Origin of the sequence: Pseudomonas promysalinigenes (genome assembly GCF_014269025.2) — a bacterium.
GTDB lineage: Bacteria > Pseudomonadota > Gammaproteobacteria > Pseudomonadales > Pseudomonadaceae > Aquipseudomonas > Aquipseudomonas promysalinigenes.
In genome coordinates, this window is the sequence record NZ_CP077094.1 from 1,547,936 (window position 1) to 1,565,770 (window position 17,835).

General features: G+C 61.7%; 17 protein-coding genes and 4 tRNA genes. 17 read left to right on the forward strand and 4 right to left on the reverse strand.

Features of this window, described 5'->3' with window-relative positions; genetic code table 11:
- Position 1 precedes the first annotated feature (1 nt).
- From HU725_RS07180 to HU725_RS07225, 10 genes are all read left to right on the forward strand, one after another.
- Entirely contained in the window at positions 2-676 is a 675-nt protein-coding gene (locus HU725_RS07180; protein ID WP_186476685.1) for an SPOR domain-containing protein, read from the forward strand.
- A 219-nt stretch (positions 677-895) separates the two neighbouring features.
- Positions 896-1,453 (forward strand): CvpA family protein, encoded by a 558-nt coding sequence (locus HU725_RS07185; protein WP_060478259.1) that lies wholly within the window; start codon positions 896-898, stop codon positions 1,451-1,453.
- 42 nt (positions 1,454-1,495) lie between these two features.
- Positions 1,496-3,001: an amidophosphoribosyltransferase gene (gene purF / locus HU725_RS07190; protein WP_060478260.1), complete on the forward strand. Its 1,506-nt coding sequence runs from the start codon at positions 1,496-1,498 to the stop codon at positions 2,999-3,001.
- Between the two features lie 15 nt (positions 3,002-3,016).
- Positions 3,017-4,228: an O-succinylhomoserine sulfhydrylase gene (locus HU725_RS07195; protein ID WP_060478261.1), complete on the forward strand. Its 1,212-nt coding sequence runs from the start codon at positions 3,017-3,019 to the stop codon at positions 4,226-4,228.
- Positions 4,228-4,998: an SDR family oxidoreductase gene (locus tag HU725_RS07200; protein WP_186476686.1), complete on the forward strand. Its 771-nt coding sequence runs from the start codon at positions 4,228-4,230 to the stop codon at positions 4,996-4,998. Before HU725_RS07195 ends, HU725_RS07200 begins: the two co-directional genes overlap by 1 nt.
- A gap of 148 nt (positions 4,999-5,146) precedes the next feature.
- Positions 5,147-5,222: transfer RNA gene (locus HU725_RS07205), tRNA-Val, on the forward strand.
- 67 nt (positions 5,223-5,289) lie between these two features.
- A tRNA-Asp gene (locus HU725_RS07210) sits at positions 5,290-5,366 on the forward strand.
- A gap of 98 nt (positions 5,367-5,464) precedes the next feature.
- Positions 5,465-5,541: transfer RNA gene (locus HU725_RS07215), tRNA-Asp, on the forward strand.
- Between the two features lie 140 nt (positions 5,542-5,681).
- Positions 5,682-5,758, forward strand: a tRNA-Asp gene (locus HU725_RS07220).
- 192 nt (positions 5,759-5,950) lie between these two features.
- Positions 5,951-6,796, forward strand: coding sequence for a DUF2242 domain-containing protein (locus HU725_RS07225; protein WP_186476687.1), 846 nt, complete (start codon positions 5,951-5,953; stop codon positions 6,794-6,796).
- A gap of 222 nt (positions 6,797-7,018) precedes the next feature.
- Here the strand turns inward: HU725_RS07225 and HU725_RS07230 are convergent, their stop codons facing one another.
- Both HU725_RS07230 and HU725_RS07235 read right to left on the reverse strand, forming a co-directional pair.
- Entirely contained in the window at positions 7,019-8,059 is a 1,041-nt protein-coding gene (locus HU725_RS07230; RefSeq protein ID WP_186476688.1) for an AraC family transcriptional regulator, read from the reverse strand.
- Between the two features lie 4 nt (positions 8,060-8,063).
- Complete coding sequence (locus HU725_RS07235; RefSeq protein ID WP_186476689.1) at positions 8,064-9,182, reverse strand: nitrilase-related carbon-nitrogen hydrolase; 1,119 nt, start codon at positions 9,180-9,182, stop codon at positions 8,064-8,066.
- Between the two features lie 184 nt (positions 9,183-9,366).
- Here HU725_RS07235 and HU725_RS07240 point away from each other — a divergent pair, with 184 nt between their 5' ends.
- Positions 9,367-11,403, forward strand: coding sequence for an NADPH-dependent 2,4-dienoyl-CoA reductase (locus HU725_RS07240; RefSeq protein WP_186476690.1), 2,037 nt, complete (start codon positions 9,367-9,369; stop codon positions 11,401-11,403).
- A 51-nt stretch (positions 11,404-11,454) separates the two neighbouring features.
- Positions 11,455-12,345, forward strand: coding sequence for a 1-aminocyclopropane-1-carboxylate deaminase/D-cysteine desulfhydrase (locus tag HU725_RS07245; RefSeq protein ID WP_186476691.1), 891 nt, complete (start codon positions 11,455-11,457; stop codon positions 12,343-12,345).
- Here the strand turns inward: HU725_RS07245 and HU725_RS07250 are convergent.
- Entirely contained in the window at positions 12,336-12,881 is a 546-nt protein-coding gene (locus HU725_RS07250; RefSeq protein WP_060477754.1) for a cytochrome b, read from the reverse strand. The two genes, HU725_RS07245 and HU725_RS07250, sit on opposite strands and share 10 nt — an antisense overlap.
- Positions 12,882-12,938: 57 nt before the next feature.
- Complete coding sequence (locus HU725_RS07255; RefSeq protein ID WP_186476692.1) at positions 12,939-13,964, reverse strand: DUF1853 family protein; 1,026 nt, start codon at positions 13,962-13,964, stop codon at positions 12,939-12,941.
- 44 nt (positions 13,965-14,008) lie between these two features.
- Here HU725_RS07255 and HU725_RS07260 point away from each other — a divergent pair, with 44 nt between their 5' ends.
- The 5 genes from HU725_RS07260 to HU725_RS07280 are packed head-to-tail and all read left to right on the forward strand — an operon-like array spanning position 14,009 to position 17,834.
- Positions 14,009-14,899 carry an NAD(+) kinase gene (locus HU725_RS07260; RefSeq protein WP_060477752.1) on the forward strand — a complete coding sequence of 297 codons (891 nt, stop codon included), beginning with the start codon at positions 14,009-14,011 and terminating at the stop codon, positions 14,897-14,899.
- Positions 14,899-15,870, forward strand: a complete 972-nt coding sequence (locus tag HU725_RS07265) for a metallophosphoesterase (RefSeq protein WP_186476693.1) — start codon at positions 14,899-14,901, stop codon at positions 15,868-15,870. Before HU725_RS07260 ends, HU725_RS07265 begins: the two co-directional genes overlap by 1 nt.
- Positions 15,867-16,733: a rhomboid family intramembrane serine protease gene (locus tag HU725_RS07270; protein WP_186476694.1), complete on the forward strand. Its 867-nt coding sequence runs from the start codon at positions 15,867-15,869 to the stop codon at positions 16,731-16,733. Before HU725_RS07265 ends, HU725_RS07270 begins: the two co-directional genes overlap by 4 nt.
- 13 nt (positions 16,734-16,746) lie before the next feature.
- Positions 16,747-17,007: a YeaC family protein gene (locus HU725_RS07275; protein ID WP_054885767.1), complete on the forward strand. Its 261-nt coding sequence runs from the start codon at positions 16,747-16,749 to the stop codon at positions 17,005-17,007.
- Positions 17,004-17,834, forward strand: a complete 831-nt coding sequence (locus HU725_RS07280; protein WP_186476695.1) for a DUF2797 domain-containing protein — start codon at positions 17,004-17,006, stop codon at positions 17,832-17,834. The genes HU725_RS07275 and HU725_RS07280 overlap by 4 nt, the downstream gene beginning before the upstream one ends.
- The last annotated feature ends 1 nt before the right edge of the window (position 17,835 follow it).

A 17,835-nucleotide genomic window follows, 5' to 3' on the forward strand; every position in this document is an offset into this window, starting at 1 on the left:
GATGGCAGTGCTGGACAAAGGGATGAAGCAGCGCATGGTGGGTGCTTTGGTGCTGGTGGCCCTGGCAGTGATCTTTCTGCCGATGTTGTTCACTCGCCAGGACGAGATGCGCCAGGTGCATGTCGAGGCCCCCCAAGCCCCTGCGATGCCGGCTCTGCCTGAGGTCAAGGTCGACCCGGTGACCGTGCCCGAGCCGCAGCCGTTGGCAGAGGAGCCCGAGCAGCCGCCCGTGGTGGTCAATGAGTCCAGCGCACCAGTCAAGACGCCAAGCCAGCCCATCACGCCATCGCCGCAGACTCAGCCTCAAGCCCAGGCCCAGGCCCAGGCCCAGGCCCAGGCCAAGCCACAGGTCGCTGCGCCGACCCCTGCGACCGCTGCCAAGTCAACTGCGCCGGTCGCGACGGCGCCTGCAGCGTCGAAAATCGACGTCAATGGCTTGCCGGTGAGCTGGTCGATTCAGTTAGCCAGCCTGTCCAACCGGGCCGGCGCGGAAAACCTGCAGAAAACCTTGCGCAGCCAGGGTTACAACGCCTACATCCGCTCGGCAGGTGGCATGAACCGGGTATATGTCGGGCCATTGATCGAACGTGCCGAAGCGGACAAGCTGCGTGAGGCGATCAATCGCCAGCATAAGCTCAACGGTTTCGTAGTGCGTTTCCAGCCCGAAAAAGGCTGACAAGACGGCGGCCTTGGCGGCGGCGGACCCACCCGTCAATGGGCGCTACAGACGCCCGTTCGCTCGGGCGTTTTCGCCAGGGTTCGAGTAACACCCAAGGCCTTGTGCAGGGCAGGCCAAAAGCGAAAAACCTGACCCAGGGATCCACCTGACATTCCGCTTACTACCGGCCTTTGGCTCTGGTAAAATGCGCCGCCTCAAACGTCTTTAGGCAGCACCGTGGCCTTTACCCTGGTTGATTGGGCGATCATCGCGATCATCGCCGTCTCCACACTGATCAGTCTCAAGCGTGGCTTCGTCAAGGAGGCCCTGTCCCTGCTCATCTGGATCGTTGCAGGTGCGGTGGCGTGGATGTTCGGCGGGTCCCTTTCGGTGTACCTTGAGAGCTACATTCAGACGCCGTCCATGCGCACCATTGCCGGCTGCGCCATTCTTTTCGTCGCCACCCTGCTGGTGGGGGCCATGCTCAACTTCCTGATTGGCGAGTTGATCCGAGTGACTGGGCTGTCCGGGACCGATCGGTTTCTGGGTATGGCCTTTGGCGCCGCCCGCGGCGCCTTGCTGGTGGTGGTGGCAGTCGGCCTGCTCAGCCTGGGGCCGGTGCAGCAGGACGCGTGGTGGCAGGAATCACGCCTGATACCACAGTTTCTATTAATCGCCGACTGGTCGAAAAACCTGATTCTGGGTTTCACCAGTCAGTGGTCTTCCAGTGGGGTGATCAGCGCTCCGGCTGATCTTCCATTCAAGGAGCAGTTGCTCGGGCCGGCAAAGCCCTGAGCGCTGTTCGTTCAAGTTTCATCAAAGTAGGGGTTGCGTCGCATGTGTGGCATCGTCGGTATCGTCGGTAAGTCGAACGTCAATCAGGCGCTGTATGACGCGCTTACGGTCCTTCAGCACCGCGGCCAGGACGCTGCCGGTATCGTGACCAGCCACGACGGCCGGTTGTTCCTGCGCAAGGATAATGGCCTGGTGCGCGATGTTTTCCAGCAGCGCCACATGCAGCGCCTGGTCGGTAACATCGGGATCGGCCACGTGCGCTACCCGACTGCGGGCAGCTCGACCTCGGCCGAGGCTCAGCCGTTCTACGTCAACTCGCCATACGGCATCACCCTGGCGCACAACGGCAACTTGACCAATGTCGAGCAGTTGGCCAAAGAGATCTACGAATCGGATCTGCGCCACGTCAATACCAATTCCGATTCGGAAGTGCTGCTGAACGTGTTCGCCCATGAGCTGGCCGTGCGTGGCAAGCTGCAACCGACCGAAGAAGACGTGTTCGCCGCCGTTTCCCACGTTCACAGCCGCTGCGTGGGCGGTTACGCGGTGGTGGCGATGATCACCGGCTACGGCATCGTCGGCTTCCGTGACCCGAACGGCATCCGCCCGGTGGTGTTCGGCCAGCGCCACACCGACGAAGGTGTGGAATACATGATCGCCTCCGAAAGCGTTGCCCTGGACGTGCTCGGCTTCACCCTGATCCGCGACCTGGCGCCCGGAGAAGCGGTGTACATCACCGAGGAAGGCCAGCTTTACACCAAGCAGTGCGCCGAAGCGCCGAAACTGCAGCCGTGCATCTTCGAGCACGTCTACCTGGCCCGGCCAGACTCGATCATCGACGGTATTTCGGTATACAAGGCGCGTCTGCGCATGGGTGAAAAGCTCGCTGACAAGATCATGCGCGAGCGCCCTGACCATGATATCGACGTGGTCATCCCCATTCCGGACACCAGCCGTACAGCTGCGCTGGAACTGGCCAACCGTCTGGGCGTGAAGTTCCGCGAAGGCTTCGTCAAGAACCGTTACATCGGCCGTACCTTCATCATGCCTGGCCAGGCCGCGCGCAAGAAATCCGTGCGTCAGAAGCTCAATGCCATCGAGCTGGAGTTCCGCGGCAAGAATGTGATGCTGGTGGACGATTCGATCGTGCGTGGCACCACCTGCAAGCAGATCATCCAGATGGCCCGCGAAGCCGGTGCCAAGAACGTCTACTTCTGCTCCGCAGCGCCTGCGGTGCGTTACCCCAACGTCTACGGCATCGATATGCCGAGTGTTCATGAGCTGATCGCCCACAACCGGACCACCGAGCAGGTGGGCGAACTGATCGGCGCCGACTGGCTGATCTATCAGGACCTGCCGGACCTGATAGATTCGGTTGGCGGCGGCAAGATCAAGATCGATCAATTCGATTGCGCGGTGTTCAACGGTGAATACGTCACCGGCGACATCGACGAAGCCTATCTCGACCGCATCGAGCAGGCCCGTAACGACATGGCCAAGGTCAAGAACCAGGCCGTCAGCGCGATCATCGACCTCTACAACAACTGATTGGGGAGCGACGGCATGACAGATCAATGGGATGCCGGGCGACTGGACAGTGACCTCGAGGGTGTCGGCTTCGACACCCTGGCGGTGCGCGCCGGTCAGAACCGTACACCGGAAGCCGAGCACAGCGAAGCGCTGTTCCTGACTTCCAGCTATGTATTTCGCACGGCCGCCGATGCTGCTGCGCGTTTTGCCGGCGAAACGCCGGGCAATGTCTACTCGCGCTACACAAACCCGTCGGTGCGCGCTTTCGAGGAGCGCTTGGCTGCGATGGAAGGTGCCGAGCAGGCGGTGGCGACTTCCACCGGCATGGCTGCACTGCTTGCCGTAGTCATGTCGCTCTGCAGTGCTGGCGATCATGTGCTGGTTTCCCAGAGCGTGTTCGGCTCGACCATTAGCCTGTTCGAGAAGTACTTCAAGCGCTTCGGCTTGCAGGTTGATTACGTGCCGCTGGTCGACCTGGCTGGTTGGGAAAAGGCCATCAAGGGCAATACCAAGCTGCTGATCGTCGAGTCGCCTTCCAACCCCTTGGCTGAACTGGTCGACATCAGCGCCTTGGCCGAAATTGCCCATGCCCACGGCGCCATGCTGGTGGTGGACAACTGCTTCAGCACGCCGGCGTTGCAGCAGCCGCTCAAGCTCGGTGCCGACATCGTGTTCCACTCGGCCACCAAGTTCATCGATGGCCAGGGCCGTTGCATGGGCGGGGCGGTAGCTGGCCGTGCCGAGCAGATGAAAGAAGTGGTGGGCTTTTTGCGCACCGCCGGGCCGACGCTTAGCCCGTTCAACGCATGGATCTTCACCAAGGGCCTGGAAACCCTCAAGCTGCGCATGCGCGCGCACTGCGAGAGCGCCCAGCGCCTGGCAGAGTGGCTGGAACAACAGGATGGCGTGGAAAAGGTGCATTACGCCGGCCTGCCGAGCCACCCGCAGCACGCGTTGGCCAAGCGCCAGATGAGCGGCTTCGGCGCGGTGGTCAGCTTCGAGGTCAAAGGTGGCAAAGAGGGCGCCTGGCGCTTCATCGATGCGACCCGAGTGATTTCGATCACCACCAACCTAGGCGACAGCAAAACCACCATCGCTCACCCGGCCACTACCTCCCACGGCAGGCTGACGCCGCAAGAGCGTGAAGCCGCGGGTATTCGCGACAGCTTGATCCGCGTTGCCGTTGGTCTTGAAGACGTGGCCGATCTGCAGGCTGACCTGGCTCGTGGATTGGCGGTGCTTTGATGGAAATCACAGGCGGTGTACCTGGCCATAATGGTCGGGTTGCTCTGGTCACGGGTGCTGCGCGCGGCATCGGCTTGGGTATTGCCGCCTGGTTGATCTGCGAAGGTTGGCAAGTGGTGCTCAGTGATCTGGACCGCCAGCGCGGAGCTAAAGTGGCCAAGGCCTTGGGCGACAACGCCTGGTTCATCACCATGGATGTGGCCGATGAGGCCCAGGTCAGTGCCGGCGTTTCGCAGGTGCTTGGCCAGTTCGGGCGGCTGGATGCGCTGGTGTGTAACGCGGCAGTCGCCAATCCGCATAACCACAGCCTGGAAAGCCTCAGCCTTGCGCAGTGGAACCGGGTGCTAGCGGTGAACCTCAATGGCCCTATGCTGCTGGCCAAGCATTGTGCGCCGTACCTGCGCGCGCACAATGGCGCGATCGTCAACCTGACCTCTACCCGTGCCCGCCAATCGGAGCCCGACACCGAGGCTTACGCGGCAAGCAAGGGTGGCCTGGTAGCCTTGACCCACGCCCTGGCGATCAGCCTTGGCCCTGAGATTAGGGTCAATGCCGTGAGCCCAGGCTGGATCGATGCCCGTGATCCCTCCCAGCGACGTGCCGAGCCTTTGAGCGATACCGACCACGCCCAGCATCCAGCGGGCCGGGTAGGCACCGTGGAAGATGTCGCGGCCATGGTTGCCTGGCTACTGTCGCGCCAGTCAGGGTTCGTCACCGGGCAGGAGTTCGTGGTCGACGGTGGTATGACCCGCAAGATGATCTATACCTGAGCAGGCAGCGATCACCCGAAGGGACCGAAAGGTCCCTTTTTCGTTTTCCGCTTTTTTGAAAAAAATTCAATGGGGCTATTGACTTAGCTTCGGTACCTGCGTAAATTTCGCGGCCTCAGCGAAGCAAACGCAACAAGCAACATCGCGAGGGTGATTAGCTCAGCCGGGAGAGCATCTGCCTTACAAGCAGAGGGTCGGCGGTTCGATCCCGTCATCACCCACCACTTCCTGAGATTGTTTCTAGTGCTTGAAGCTTCAAAGAAGCCGATAAGCCGGAGAGAAACGCACTGCGCAGCGGTAGTTCAGTCGGTTAGAATACCGGCCTGTCACGCCGGGGGTCGCGGGTTCGAGTCCCGTCCGCTGCGCCATTTTTCAGTAACAGATGGGTGCCAAACACCGGTCTGTAGCCAAAGGCAAAAGCCTGAGGCTGATCCCAGTTTCAATCAGGCGCAAGCCTGTACGATACGCAGCGGTAGTTCAGTCGGTTAGAATACCGGCCTGTCACGCCGGGGGTCGCGGGTTCGAGTCCCGTCCGCTGCGCCATCTTCGTTTCAAGGGCCCTAGAACACCTTGAAGCAAACGCAAATGAAGCGATCGAACATCGCTTTTTTTGTGCCTGCCCTAAGGCCATCGTGCTTCCAGGGTAGACCCAGGTTTCAATCGGGCGTAAGCCTGAGTGATACGCAGCGGTAGTTCAGTCGGTTAGAATACCGGCCTGTCACGCCGGGGGTCGCGGGTTCGAGTCCCGTCCGCTGCGCCATATTCGCTACAAGGCCCCTTGAACGCCTTGCAGCAACGAGAAAGCGACCTTAGGGTCGCTTTTTTCGTTTCTGGACTTGCTTGCGGTAACGATATTTACACGAACCTAACAGACTCTTCACCGATCAACGGTTCCTGTGGCTGCCTGCTGTGATGCACAATAGGCCTCTTTTAGACTCACCCGGACTTTGCAATGACTCGATCATCCGTCTTCAATGCGCTCGGGCTGGCCCTGGTGCTGGCGGGCGTGGCTGGCTGCTCTGCGAAGAAACCTGCCATCTACGAGCATGAGCATTTCGATGACTCGGGGACCTACTCGCGCAGCTTTGCGGTAAGTGACGCAGGGTCTTGCGAAGCGGCTCGTCGCGCTTTGCTCAGCCAGGGTTACATCATCACCAATAGTGGCGCCAATCAGGTGATGGGCAACAAGAGCTTTCAACAGAACAGCGAAAACCATCTGCAGATCAGCTTCAATGTCACGTGCGCGCCAGACGTGAATGACGAAAAGCGTTCGACCATGTTCGCCAACGCCCTGCAGGACCGCTACAGCCTGAAAAAATCCAACAGCTCGGCAAGCCTGGGTGTAGGGGTGCTTGGCTCGGTTTCCATGCCTATTGGCTCCAGTGACGACTCGATGGTGAAAGTCGCCAGTGAGACGGTCACGGCCGCCCAGTTCTATGATCGCTATTTCGCCCTGGTCGAAAGTTACCTGCCCAAACCCAAGAAGGCCGTCAAAGCCAAAGTCGAAACACCTGTGGCCAAGCCCGAAAAGCTGGCACCCGATTTGGGTCTGCCTGAGCAGGCTGCAGCGGCCGCTGCTGCCAGCCCGGTGAGTGACGCTGCACCTGCGGTTGTGCCAGCCAGTGAAGCGGCGGCCTCCGCCCCTGTAACCACGCCTGCGCCCGCCAGTGAAGCCGCTGCCACACCGGTGGTCGATGACAGCCAAGGTTCGCAGCCGATTGCGCCGCCGGCGCAGCCCGCACCGATTCAGGTGGAGCAGGGCGCATCACCCGAAGCGGCAACCTCGCCATCGTTTTAACGCGTTGTTACAGGACTGTCGCTAACGCTTGGAACGCCTGCTACGTTTAGTACTCATAAGCTTGTCATCATTTCGTCACCGTGCCCGCTTAGGTTGATGACATGACAAACGAAGACAGATGAGAAGAGGACGCAGGACCATGGACGACTATCAGGAAGAGCTGCTCGAGTTTCACGCTTACGAACTGGATCCGCCCGAACCGGCTGACGACGCTACAGAGCTCTAGCCTGCTCGCCGCTGGCTGCGGCGAAACTCTCCCGGCGTAAGGCTTGTCCAGCGCTTGAATGCGCGCTGGAAAGCCTCTGCCGATGCAAACCCCAACAGATAGGCGATCTCCCCGAACGCCAGCTCCGTATCGCGTATGTAGGCCTCGGCGAGGTCGCGCCGCGTGTCATTGAGCAGGTCGCGAAAGCGCGTGCCTTCTTCAGCCAACTTTCGCCTGAGTGTCCAGGTGGGCAGCTGCAGTTGTAACGCCACTTCTTCCAGGTCAGGTTCTCGGCCTCCATTGAGTAAAGGGCCTAGCAAGTGGGTGATACGTTCGCCCAGGCTGCGAACGCGTGTGCGCTGCAGCATTTGTGCTTCACACAACTGCATCAAGTGCGCGAAGGTGCTGGGGCAATGCTGAGGGTTCGCCTGCTCGAGCGTGCTGCGTGCAAGGCGCAAGCGATTCCCGCTGGCGGCAAACTGCACAGGGGTGCTGCACAGGCTTTGGTAAGCGGCGGCATAGCCGGGGGCGTTGAATTCGAGCTCCAGTCGCTCGGCTTGCAAGGGTGCGTTTGTCAGTGCCCCCAGTTGAGCCAACCAGCCGGCTAATAGCGAATCGACCACAAAGCGGTTGTAGTCGTTATAGGGGCTGATCGAATAGAAGTGCAGCCAGGCGCCCTGGGGGTCTTCCTGGTAACTGGAGTGCCCACGGTAGTTGGCTGCGTAAAGAGGTTCGAACCGCAGCAACGTACGTGCAGCGTCGCCTACCGTCGGGGCCTGTGCCGCGGTCACGCCGGCCAGCCCGGCCTGTGCAATGCGACTCAAACGCCCCATTCGCAGCCCAAGTGCCGGTTCGCCACTCAGTGCGATGGCGGCATGCCCAAGGTGCATATAGCGTGGGATCGACAGACGTGCCCCAGGCTCGGCCAGCCGCGCGGCATCCAGCCCGTATTGCTCAAGCAGGGGAACCGGGTCATGGCCCAGCTCGAGCAGGGCTTCAGCCAGTGGTTGCACAAAGCCCACCGACAGATCGCCCAGACGTACCCGTGGGCGGCTCATGAGCTTATAGCCACAGGTTCAGCAGGCGCGCGCCGTGACTGGTGGAACCCGTCAACAGCTCGCCTGCCTGGTGGGCGAAGCCCTGGCCATCGCTGCCCACCTCCCAGAATTGCCCGCGCATGAACACGCTCATACTGCTCACGCCGTCGCCGCCAACTTGGGTCAGGCGCTGCCAGGCGCTCTGTTCACTGACTTCGCCACGTTTGAAAGCCAGTGCGGTAGCGGCATCCTGATGACGATTGCCGCGCCAAGGTGCCTGCCAGCTACCTTTGCCGCTGAGAAACACCGGGTTGGCGATCAGTTGCACCTGCTGTTGCTGCAGCTGACGCAGGTTTTCAGGGTACCAGCTGTCACTGCCCACAAGCACCCCGAGGCGTCCGGCAGGGGTCTGCAAAACCTGTAATGGATACGGGTGACCAGAGTGGATAAACCGCCGTGTTTCGCTATCCGGGTATTGCTGGTGCTGGGGCTGACCCATGAGCGAGCCGTCGGCGGCGAATACCATGCTGCTGTTGAACAGCGGCCCCCGGCCGATGTGCAAAACCCCCTGCTCGACATAGGGTGCTGGCAGCACGATAGAGCCTGCCACCAACGTAACGCCGAACTCTTTGGCAAGGCCGCCGAACAGCTGTTGGTAGTCGCTAGCCATCTGCTGCGCCTTCATACGCAAATGGGCGTCGGCACGCCGGTCATCGCCCCTGGCAGCGAGCATCGCCAGGCCATAGCGAAGCGGGTTGCTAAGCTCAAGCCATTGCTCGGCGTCGCGGTTGCGGGTGGCCTGATACAGCTCGTTCTTTTCGCCGCGCGCCCAAAGCCAGGTGCCGATGTGCTCTGGCAGCACCACCACGGTGCGCGGGTTTACCAGGCCTTGGTCGCGGGCCTGTTCCAGGTAGGCGGCAAGCTTGCGGTGCAGGCGTTGCAAATTCTGGTAGTCGCTGGGGAACAGTAATGGCTCGATACCGAGCAGGTTGCCCCGCTCGCCGGGCACCCCATGGTTGAGCGCCACCGCGATGCGCAGATCGGAAAGGTAGTGACCTTCAGGCCGCTGTTGAGTCCACAAGCCATAGCCGCCGATGGCGGCAATCATCACCAGCGCCAGGGCGCCTGCCAGGAGTTTACGCATCGAGCGGTACAGCACCTTGAAAATGGCGGTGACCTAGGGTAGTCCTGCTGTGCGATTGGATCAATAAGTTGTCAGTTTCGATCATTGAGCCGTTTCAAACGGCTGTTTAATGTCGCAGCTAGACAACGACGGGCCCCGCCGAGGTGCCCGCACTCCGTGATCATGCCACCTTGGGAACCGAACCATGGCTGCCGACCGCTACCCACATCTGCTGGCCCCTTTGGATCTGGGCTTCACCACTTTGCGCAACCGTACCCTGATGGGCTCGATGCACACCGGCCTCGAGGAGCGTCCGGGTGGCTTCGAGCGCATGGCTGCTTATTTCGCCGAGCGCGCGCGCGGCGGTGTAGGCCTGATGGTCACTGGTGGCATTGCGCCGAACGATGAGGGCGGGGTGTACGCCGGTGCTGCCAAGCTCAGCACCGATGAAGAGGCAGAAAAACACCGCATCGTCACCGAAGCGGTGCATGCTGCAGGCGGCAAGATCTGCCTGCAGATCCTGCATGCCGGGCGCTATGCCTACAGTCCACGTCAGGTGGCGCCAAGCGCCATTCAGGCACCGATCAACCCGTTCAAGCCCAAGGAGCTTGACGAGGCAGGTATCGAGAAGCAGATCGCCGACTTCGTCAATTGCGCCGTGCTGGCCCAGCGGGCCGGGTACGATGGCGTTGAAATCATGGGTTCGGAAGGTTACTTCATCAACCAGTTTCTCGCTGCCCACACCAACCAGCGCAGCGACCGTTGGGGCGGCAGCTACGAAAACCGTATGCGCCTGGCGGTAGAGATCGTCACCCGGGTGCGTGAGGCAGTCGGGCCGAACTTCATCATCATCTTCCGCCTGTCGATGCTCGACCTGATCGAGGGTGGCAGCACCTGGGATGAAATCGAACTGCTGGGCAAGGCGATCGAGCAGGCTGGCGCGACCTTGATCAATACTGGCATCGGCTGGCACGAGGCACGCATCCCGACCATCGCCACCAAAGTACCGCGCGCGGCATTCACCAAGGTCACCGCCAAGCTGCGCGGGGCTGTCAGCATTCCACTGATCACCACCAACCGCATCAACACCCCGGAGGTTGCCGAAGCAGTGCTTGCCGAGGGTGACGCCGACATGGTGTCGATGGCCCGGCCGTTCCTTGCCGACCCCGAGTTCGTCAACAAAGCGGCCGAGGGCCGTGCTGACCAGATCAACACCTGCATCGGCTGCAATCAGGCGTGCCTGGACCACACCTTCGGCGGCAAGCTCACCAGCTGCCTGGTCAACCCGCGGGCCTGCCATGAAACCGAGCTCAACTACCTGCCGGTGCGCACCGTGAAGCGCATCGCCGTGGTGGGCGCTGGCCCGGCCGGCCTGGCAGCCGCCACCGTGGCCGCCGAACGCGGCCATGACGTGACCTTGTTCGATGCCGCCAGCGAGATCGGCGGGCAGTTCAATGTGGCCAAGCGGGTGCCGGGCAAGGAAGAGTTCTACGAAACCTTGCGCTATTTCCGTAACAAGTTGAAAAGCACCGGTGTTGACCTGCGTTTGAATACTCGAGTGGATGTACAGACGCTAATAAACGCAAAGTTCGACGAGATCATCCTGGCTACCGGTATCGCACCGCGTACACCGGCCATTCCCGGCGTTGAGCATGCAAAAGTCCTGAGCTACCTGGATGTACTGCTCGAGCGCAAACCGGTGGGCAAGTCGGTCGCTGTGATCGGTGCCGGTGGTATCGGTTTCGACGTTTCCGAGTACCTGGTGCAACAGGGCGCGGCCAGCAGCCTGGACCGCGAAGCGTTCTGGAAAGAGTGGGGGATCGACACCCATCTGCAGGCACGTGGTGGCGTGGCCGGGATCAAGCCAGAACCCCATGCGCCTGCGCGCCAGGTGTACCTGCTGCAGCGCAAGAAATCCAAAGTTGGCGATGGCCTGGGCAAGACCACTGGTTGGATTCACCGTACCGGGTTGAAAAACAAACACGTGCAGATGCTCAACAGCGTGGAGTACCTGAAGATCGATGACGACGGCCTGCACATTCGTATCGGTGAAGGCCAGCCGCAGGTTCTACCGGTGGACAATGTGGTGATCTGTGCCGGGCAGGAACCGTTGCGAGAGCTGCAGGACGGGCTGCTGGCCGCGGGGCAGTCGGTGCATCTGATCGGTGGCGCCGATGTGGCGGCTGAGTTGGATGCCAAGCGGGCTATCAACCAGGGTTCGCGTCTGGCTGCCGAACTTTGAATTCGCTGGGGTGCACAGCGCCCCCGTGGCTTTCCCTGTAGACTGGGTAGCATGTTTGAGCATCTACCCAAAGCCCCTCTTCAGCCACTGCACCTGCCGTGGCTGGCAAGCGCCGGCGTTCAGGCTGCGGTCCTGCGCCTGGATCTGATTGACCCGCTGATCAGCGGTAACAAGTGGTTCAAGCTCCGCTACCATCTGCAGCAAGCTGATCAAGCCGGTGCCCCTGGCCTGATCAGTCTGGGCGGTAATCACTCCAACCACCTGCATGCCTTGGCTGCCGCCGGCAAACGCTTTGGTTTCGCCACCGTTGGTCTGTTGCGTGGCCACCCCCAGGAGACGCCTACGGTACGTGACCTCCAGGCACTGGGCATGACGCTGCATTGGTTGGGCTACGGTGGCTATCGGGCACGCCATCAGGAAGGGTTCTGGCAGCCCTGGCAGGCCCGCTATCCTGGCTGGCACTGTATCCCGGAAGGGGGCAGTGGCGTCGAGGGTGCCCAGGGGTGCTCGCTGATCGTCGAGCAAGCCCGTGCTCAGTTGTCGGCCCTGGGGTGGTCAGGTTATGACGCCTGGTGGCTGGCGGCAGGCACGGGGACCACCCTGGCAGGGCTGGTACTGGCCGAGGCAGGCGCGCGTACCGTCCATGGCGCCCTAGCGGTGCCCATGGACCACGGCGTGCCGGACTATGTCGCCGAGTTGGCTGGCAACCAGGGCTACCGGTTGCACGATGCCTGCCGTGGAGGTTTTGCCAGGTTCGATGAGCAGCTGTTGGCTTTCATCGCCCAGAGCGAGCAGCACAGTGGTGTGCCGCTGGAGGCGCTTTATACCGGCAAGGCTTTGCTGGCCCTGCACGATCAGGTCGAGGCCGGGCTGTTTGCGGCCGGGACTCGCCTGATCTTCCTGCACACTGGTGGCCTGCAGGGACGGCGCGGTTACTTGTAGGGCAGCATGCGCTGCAGTGTGTTGTCGCGTTGCACGTAGTGGTGGTACAGCCCAGCCAACGCGTGCAGGCCGATCAGCCAGTAACCCCAACTCGCCACTCGCTCATGCCAGCCTTTGATGAACTTGGCCTGGTCCGGGTCCGGCCCGATCAGGTGGGGCAGTTCCAGCCCATAGAACGGCACAGGCTTGTCGGCAGCGCTGAGAATCAGCCAGCCGGCAAGCGGCAACCCGATCATCAGCAGGTACAGCGCCAAGTGCATCAGGTGCGCAAGGCCTGTCTGCCAGGCTGGCGGCTTGGGCACGATAGGGGGAGTCGGGTTGATCAAGCGTACGGCCAGGCGCAGCCAGACCAACACAAATACACTCAACCCGAGCATGAAGTGCAGGTCTTTCATCAAGTTTCGTTCGGCGCTGTCCTTGGGAAATATGCCGCGAAACTCCATACAGGCGTAAACAGCGGCCAGCAGCACCAACATCAGCCAATGAAGGGCGATGGACAGGCGTGCGTAACGGGGTGAAGGGGTGGATGAAACCATGATCGGTCCTCGTCATCAGGTTTAAGTGGCGCTCTTGATGGCGCTCTGGGTAGCACTCTAGATGCTTTTTGCAGCAGATATTTGCGCTAGGCCGGTGAAAATTGTGTTGTCTGGTGAATGCGGCCAATCATCGGGCACCAGAAATAGCCGCTCGGCTTCCTGCCAGGCGCCATCACCGTCCGGCTCCAGCCTGGCCAGCAACTGCGCTGGCGCCTGTGGAGCCAGCGCGGCCAGCCAGGCTTGGAACTGCGTCGAGGACCATCGCACATCAGCCCGCACCCGTGCTGGCGCAAGCCAGGCGTGGCGTTGCAGCGGTTGCCAGACCTCGCCCGGCATCGCTGCCCAATCCCGCCGGCGCATCCAGCGCCCGCGTAAGTGAGCGGGGTGGGCACCAGCCGGTGGCTCGGCATGCCCGGGGCTTGGATAAAACAGGTAGCCGCCCAGCCACAGATGCGCCTGCACCTGGGTGACCCCGATGGCTGCCAAGGCTTGGCGGCTGTGGGCATCGCGTGACATGGGCAACTGATGTGTGGCCAAGTGCGCCAGCTTGCTCCCCAGGCGATCATGACAGCCTGGCCCCAGCCAATTCGTAGCATCACCTGCGTCGCCCACGGTCGGCCCGAGATAGAGCTTGATCGCCAACTCCAGATGATGGGTGCCTTGGCCATCACGCAGCAGGATGTCCAGCTCGCCCAGGGTGCGGCCCCCAGCCCGAATGGCAAGGTTGGATGCCAGCAGCTGCACGCCGGGCGCGTGGGTCAGGGCAAATTGCCAAAGCCCTTCGTAATACAGCCCAAGGCGCTTGCTGGTAATGGTTGCCAACCAGTTGCGCAATGGCAGGTCATCGGCATCCAAGGCGCGTAACCAGTCGCACAGGCGTTGTGGGTCGCCCGCCCAGGCACTGCCCGCCAGCGGGTGGCGCTGGGGGCAGGGCGGTGCGCTCAGCAGTGGCGGCGACAGCAGCGTCCAGGCCAAGTCACGCACGGCAGGGCGGTGCAGGCAGCGGGGCAGTTCGTTGAGTTCGGCAAATGGCATCATGCTGCGAGCATAGCCGGTTTGCCGCTGCCCGGTCGTTTCGCCCATAATCGCCACATAGTCACCCCGCCGCAGAGCCTCCCAGGAGCCCCATGGAGCAATTTCGCAATATCGGTATCATTGGCCGCCTTGGCAGCTCGCAGGTGCTCGACACCATTCGCCGACTGAAAAAATTCCTTATCGAGCGCCACCTGCATGTGATTCTCGAGGACACCATCGCCGAAGTGTTACCCGGCCATGGCCTGCAAACCTCGACGCGCAAGCTACTCGGTGAGGTCTGTGACCTGGTGATCGTGGTCGGTGGCGACGGCAGCCTGCTTGGCGCTGCCCGCGCGCTGGCCCGGCACAATGTACCGGTACTGGGCATCAACCGCGGCAATCTGGGGTTTCTGACCGACATCCGCCCCGATGAGCTTGAGCAGAAAGTCGCCGAAGTGCTCGACGGCCACTACCTGGTAGAAAACCGCTTCCTGCTTCAGGCCGAGGTACGTCGCCATCATGAGGCTATCGGCCAGGGCGATGCGCTCAACGATGTGGTACTGCACCCTGGCAAGTCGACGCGGATGATCGAATTCGAAATCTACATCGATGGCCAGTTCGTCTGCAGCCAGAAGGCCGACGGCCTAATTGTCGCTACTCCCACCGGCTCGACCGCCTACGCCCTGTCGGCCGGTGGCCCGATCATGCACCCCAAGCTCGACGCCATCGTGATCGTGCCCATGTACCCGCACACCTTGTCGGGCCGGCCGATCGTGGTCGACGGCAACAGCGAGCTGAAGATCGTCGTAGCCAAGGACCTGCAGATCTACCCGCAAGTGTCCTGCGACGGCCAGAACCACTTCACCTGCGCTCCCGGCGACACCATCACGGTCAGCAAGAAACCTCAGAAACTGCGCCTGATTCACCCGCTGGACCACAATTACTATGAGGTGTGCCGTACCAAGCTCGGCTGGGGCAGCCGCCTGGGGGGCAGGGACGACTGATGCTCGATCCGGCGCGCAGTTTCGACATCATCGGTGACGTGCATGGTTGTGCACAGACCCTCGAACGCTTGCTCGATGCCCTTGGCTACAAGCGCGTCGGCGGTGTATGGCGCCATCCATGGCGCCAAGCGTTGTTCCTGGGTGACATCGTCGACCGCGGCCCACGTATCCGCGAGGCCCTGCATATCGTTCATGACATGGTCGAGGCTGGTCAGGCCTTGTGCATCATGGGCAACCACGAGTACAACGCCCTGGGCTGGGTGACACCGGCCTTGCCTGGTAGCGGCAAGTCGTTCGTGCGCGAGCATACCCCCCGCCACGCACGGCTGATCGACGAAACCCTGACCCAGTTCGCCCACCACCCTGGCGACTGGCACGACTTTCTTCAGTGGTTCTATCAAATGCCATTGTTCGTCGACGCCGGGCGTTTCCGGCTGGTGCACGCCTGTTGGGATGCGCGGCTGATCGAGCCACTGCGCCAGCAGTACCCCGGCGGGGTTATCGATGAGCACTTCATTCAGTCATCGGCGGTGGCCGGCAGTTTTGCTGCCACGGTGTGCAACCGCTTGCTGCGCGGTACCGACATGCGCCTGCCTGATGGCCTGACGTTGACCGGTGGCGACGGCCTGACCCGAGCCTTCTTCCGCACCAAGTTCTGGGAAGAAGACCCACAAACCTATGGCGACATCGTCTTCCAGCCCGATGCGTTGCCCGAAAATGTTGCCCGCACCCCTCTGAGCCACACCGAAAAGAACGCACTGTTGCGCTATGCCGAGGACGAACCGATGCTATTCGTCGGGCATTACTGGCGCAGCGGTCGCCCTGGGCCGATCCGCGCCAACCTGGCCTGCCTGGACTACAGTGCGGTGCTGTACGGCAAGCTTGTGGCCTATCGGCTGGATGATGAAACCCGCATCGACCCGCACAAGTTCGTCTGGGTCGACGTCGAACGCCCGCAGGCCAACCCATGAATATCATCGAAGTGATGCGCTTGCCGCTGGCAGTTGACCTCAGCGGCTTCGTTAACCTGCTGCAGCGCCTGCAGGTGCCGCACCGGGTCAGCGAGGAGGGCGAGGACCAGGTGCTCTGGGCCCCCGACAGCATGGCTACGCAGGTGCGCGAGCTGTATCAGCGCTACCCCGATGGCAATGCCGATGTGGTGCAAGACGCCTCGGCGCAGGTTACCACCCAGCCGTCGCTGGCCGAGCAGGCCAAGGCCTGCAAGGTGACTGCCACTGTGCTGGTGATGTGCCTTGTGGTCGCCGGCCTCACGGGCCTGGGCGACAACCTCAATGCCATCAGCTGGTTCACCTTCCTCGACTTTCGCGTGCAGGGTGACTACCTGCATTTCACGCCGCTGGCCCAAAGCTTGGCCGACGGCCAGTGGTGGCGCCTGGTGTCGCCCATGTTGCTGCATTTCGGTGTGCTGCACCTGGCGATGAACGGCCTGTGGTACTGGGAGCTGGGTAAACGCATCGAATTGCACCAGGGCCCCTGGAAGCTGTTGGGCCTCACCTTGCTGTTCAGCCTGGTGTCGAACCTTGCCCAGCACTACACCAGCGGCCCGAGCTTGTTTGGTGGCCTGTCCGGGGTACTGTATGGCTTGCTTGGCCATGTCTGGTTGTACCAGTGGCTGGCGCCCAACCCTTACTTCAGGCTGCCCAAAGGCGTATTGGTGATGATGCTGATCTGGCTGGTGATCTGCCTGAGCGGTGTGGTCGGCCAGCTGGGTTTTGGCCAGATCGCCAACGCCGCCCATGTGGGCGGGTTGCTCATCGGATGCCTGACCGGCCTCTTGGGTGGGGCGCTGGCCCGGCGTAAACTGTCGGCTTGAATCAGGAGACTGTATGTCCACTTTCGCGCAAATGATTGAAAACATCACCCCGGAGATCTACCAGAGCCTGAAGCTGGCGGTGGAAATCGGCAAATGGTCGGACGGCCGCAAGCTCACCGCCGAGCAGAAAGAGCTGTCGCTGCAGGCGGTGATCGCCTGGGAAATGAAAAACCTGCCAGAAGAGCAGCGCACTGGTTACATGGGCCCGCAGGAGTGCGCCTCGAAGTCCGCGCCCATCGCCAACATTCTGTTCAAGTCGGACTCGGTACATTGATCGAAATCGCTCGTGGCTCTTTGAGCAAGATGTCCGTCAGCCTGCAGGCGCCTGTGGTGCAGTACAGCTTTCGGCTCGATGACACCCTGGTGCCGGTCAATCGCTTGATAGGCCAGCGTCTGCGTCTGCAATACCTTGGCGCCATCCACTGCAGCCATTGCGGTAAACGCACCAAGACCAGCTTCAGCCAGGGTTATTGCTACCCCTGCATGACCAAGCTGGCCCAGTGCGATGTATGCATCATGGCGCCGGAGAAGTGCCACTACGATTCGGGCACCTGCCGTGAGCCGTCATGGGGCGAGCAGTTCTGTATGACCGACCATGTGGTTTACCTGGCCAACTCGTCGGGTATCAAGGTCGGCATTACCCGCGCCACTCAGTTGCCCACCCGATGGCTCGATCAAGGCGCCAGCCAGGCGCTGCCGATCATGCGCGTCGCTACCCGCCAGCAATCGGGCCTGGTCGAAGACATTCTGCGCAGCCAGGTGCCTGACCGCACCAACTGGCGCACGCTGCTCAAGGGCGATGCCGAAGTGCTCGACCTGCCCGCGATTCGCGAGCAGATTTTCCACGCCTGCGCCGATGGCTTGCGCGAGCTGCAAGGGCGCTTTGGCTTGCAGGCGATCCAGCCGCTGGCCGATGCCGAAGTGGTGCACATGCGCTACCCGGTTCAGGCCTACCCGACAAAGGTCGTCAGCTTCAACCTCGACAAGGACCCGGTCGCCGAAGGCACGCTGCTCGGCATCAAGGGTCAGTACCTGATCTTCGATACCGGCGTGATCAATATTCGCAAGTACACGGCCTACCAGTTGGCCGTGCTCCAGTAAA

Excerpts from the sequence above, each read along its gene's own strand:
- HU725_RS07180 (WP_186476685.1), top strand. The coding sequence starts at position 2 with ATGGCAGTGCTGGACAAAGGGATGAAGCAGCGCATGGTGGGTGCTTTG.
- purF (WP_060478260.1), top strand. The coding sequence starts at position 1,496 with ATGTGTGGCATCGTCGGTATCGTCGGTAAGTCGAACGTCAATCAGGCG.
- HU725_RS07195 (WP_060478261.1), top strand. The coding sequence starts at position 3,017 with ATGACAGATCAATGGGATGCCGGGCGACTGGACAGTGACCTCGAGGGT.
- HU725_RS07200 (WP_186476686.1), top strand. The coding sequence starts at position 4,228 with ATGGAAATCACAGGCGGTGTACCTGGCCATAATGGTCGGGTTGCTCTG.
- HU725_RS07225 (WP_186476687.1), top strand. The coding sequence starts at position 5,951 with ATGACTCGATCATCCGTCTTCAATGCGCTCGGGCTGGCCCTGGTGCTG.
- HU725_RS07230 (WP_186476688.1), bottom strand. The coding sequence starts at position 8,059 with ATGAGCCGCCCACGGGTACGTCTGGGCGATCTGTCGGTGGGCTTTGTG.
- HU725_RS07235 (WP_186476689.1), bottom strand. The coding sequence starts at position 9,182 with ATGCGTAAACTCCTGGCAGGCGCCCTGGCGCTGGTGATGATTGCCGCC.
- HU725_RS07240 (WP_186476690.1), top strand. The coding sequence starts at position 9,367 with ATGGCTGCCGACCGCTACCCACATCTGCTGGCCCCTTTGGATCTGGGC.
- HU725_RS07245 (WP_186476691.1), top strand. The coding sequence starts at position 11,455 with ATGTTTGAGCATCTACCCAAAGCCCCTCTTCAGCCACTGCACCTGCCG.
- HU725_RS07250 (WP_060477754.1), bottom strand. The coding sequence starts at position 12,881 with ATGGTTTCATCCACCCCTTCACCCCGTTACGCACGCCTGTCCATCGCC.
- HU725_RS07255 (WP_186476692.1), bottom strand. The coding sequence starts at position 13,964 with ATGGGCGAAACGACCGGGCAGCGGCAAACCGGCTATGCTCGCAGCATG.
- HU725_RS07260 (WP_060477752.1), top strand. The coding sequence starts at position 14,009 with ATGGAGCAATTTCGCAATATCGGTATCATTGGCCGCCTTGGCAGCTCG.
- HU725_RS07265 (WP_186476693.1), top strand. The coding sequence starts at position 14,899 with ATGCTCGATCCGGCGCGCAGTTTCGACATCATCGGTGACGTGCATGGT.
- HU725_RS07270 (WP_186476694.1), top strand. The coding sequence starts at position 15,867 with ATGAATATCATCGAAGTGATGCGCTTGCCGCTGGCAGTTGACCTCAGC.
- HU725_RS07275 (WP_054885767.1), top strand. The coding sequence starts at position 16,747 with ATGTCCACTTTCGCGCAAATGATTGAAAACATCACCCCGGAGATCTAC.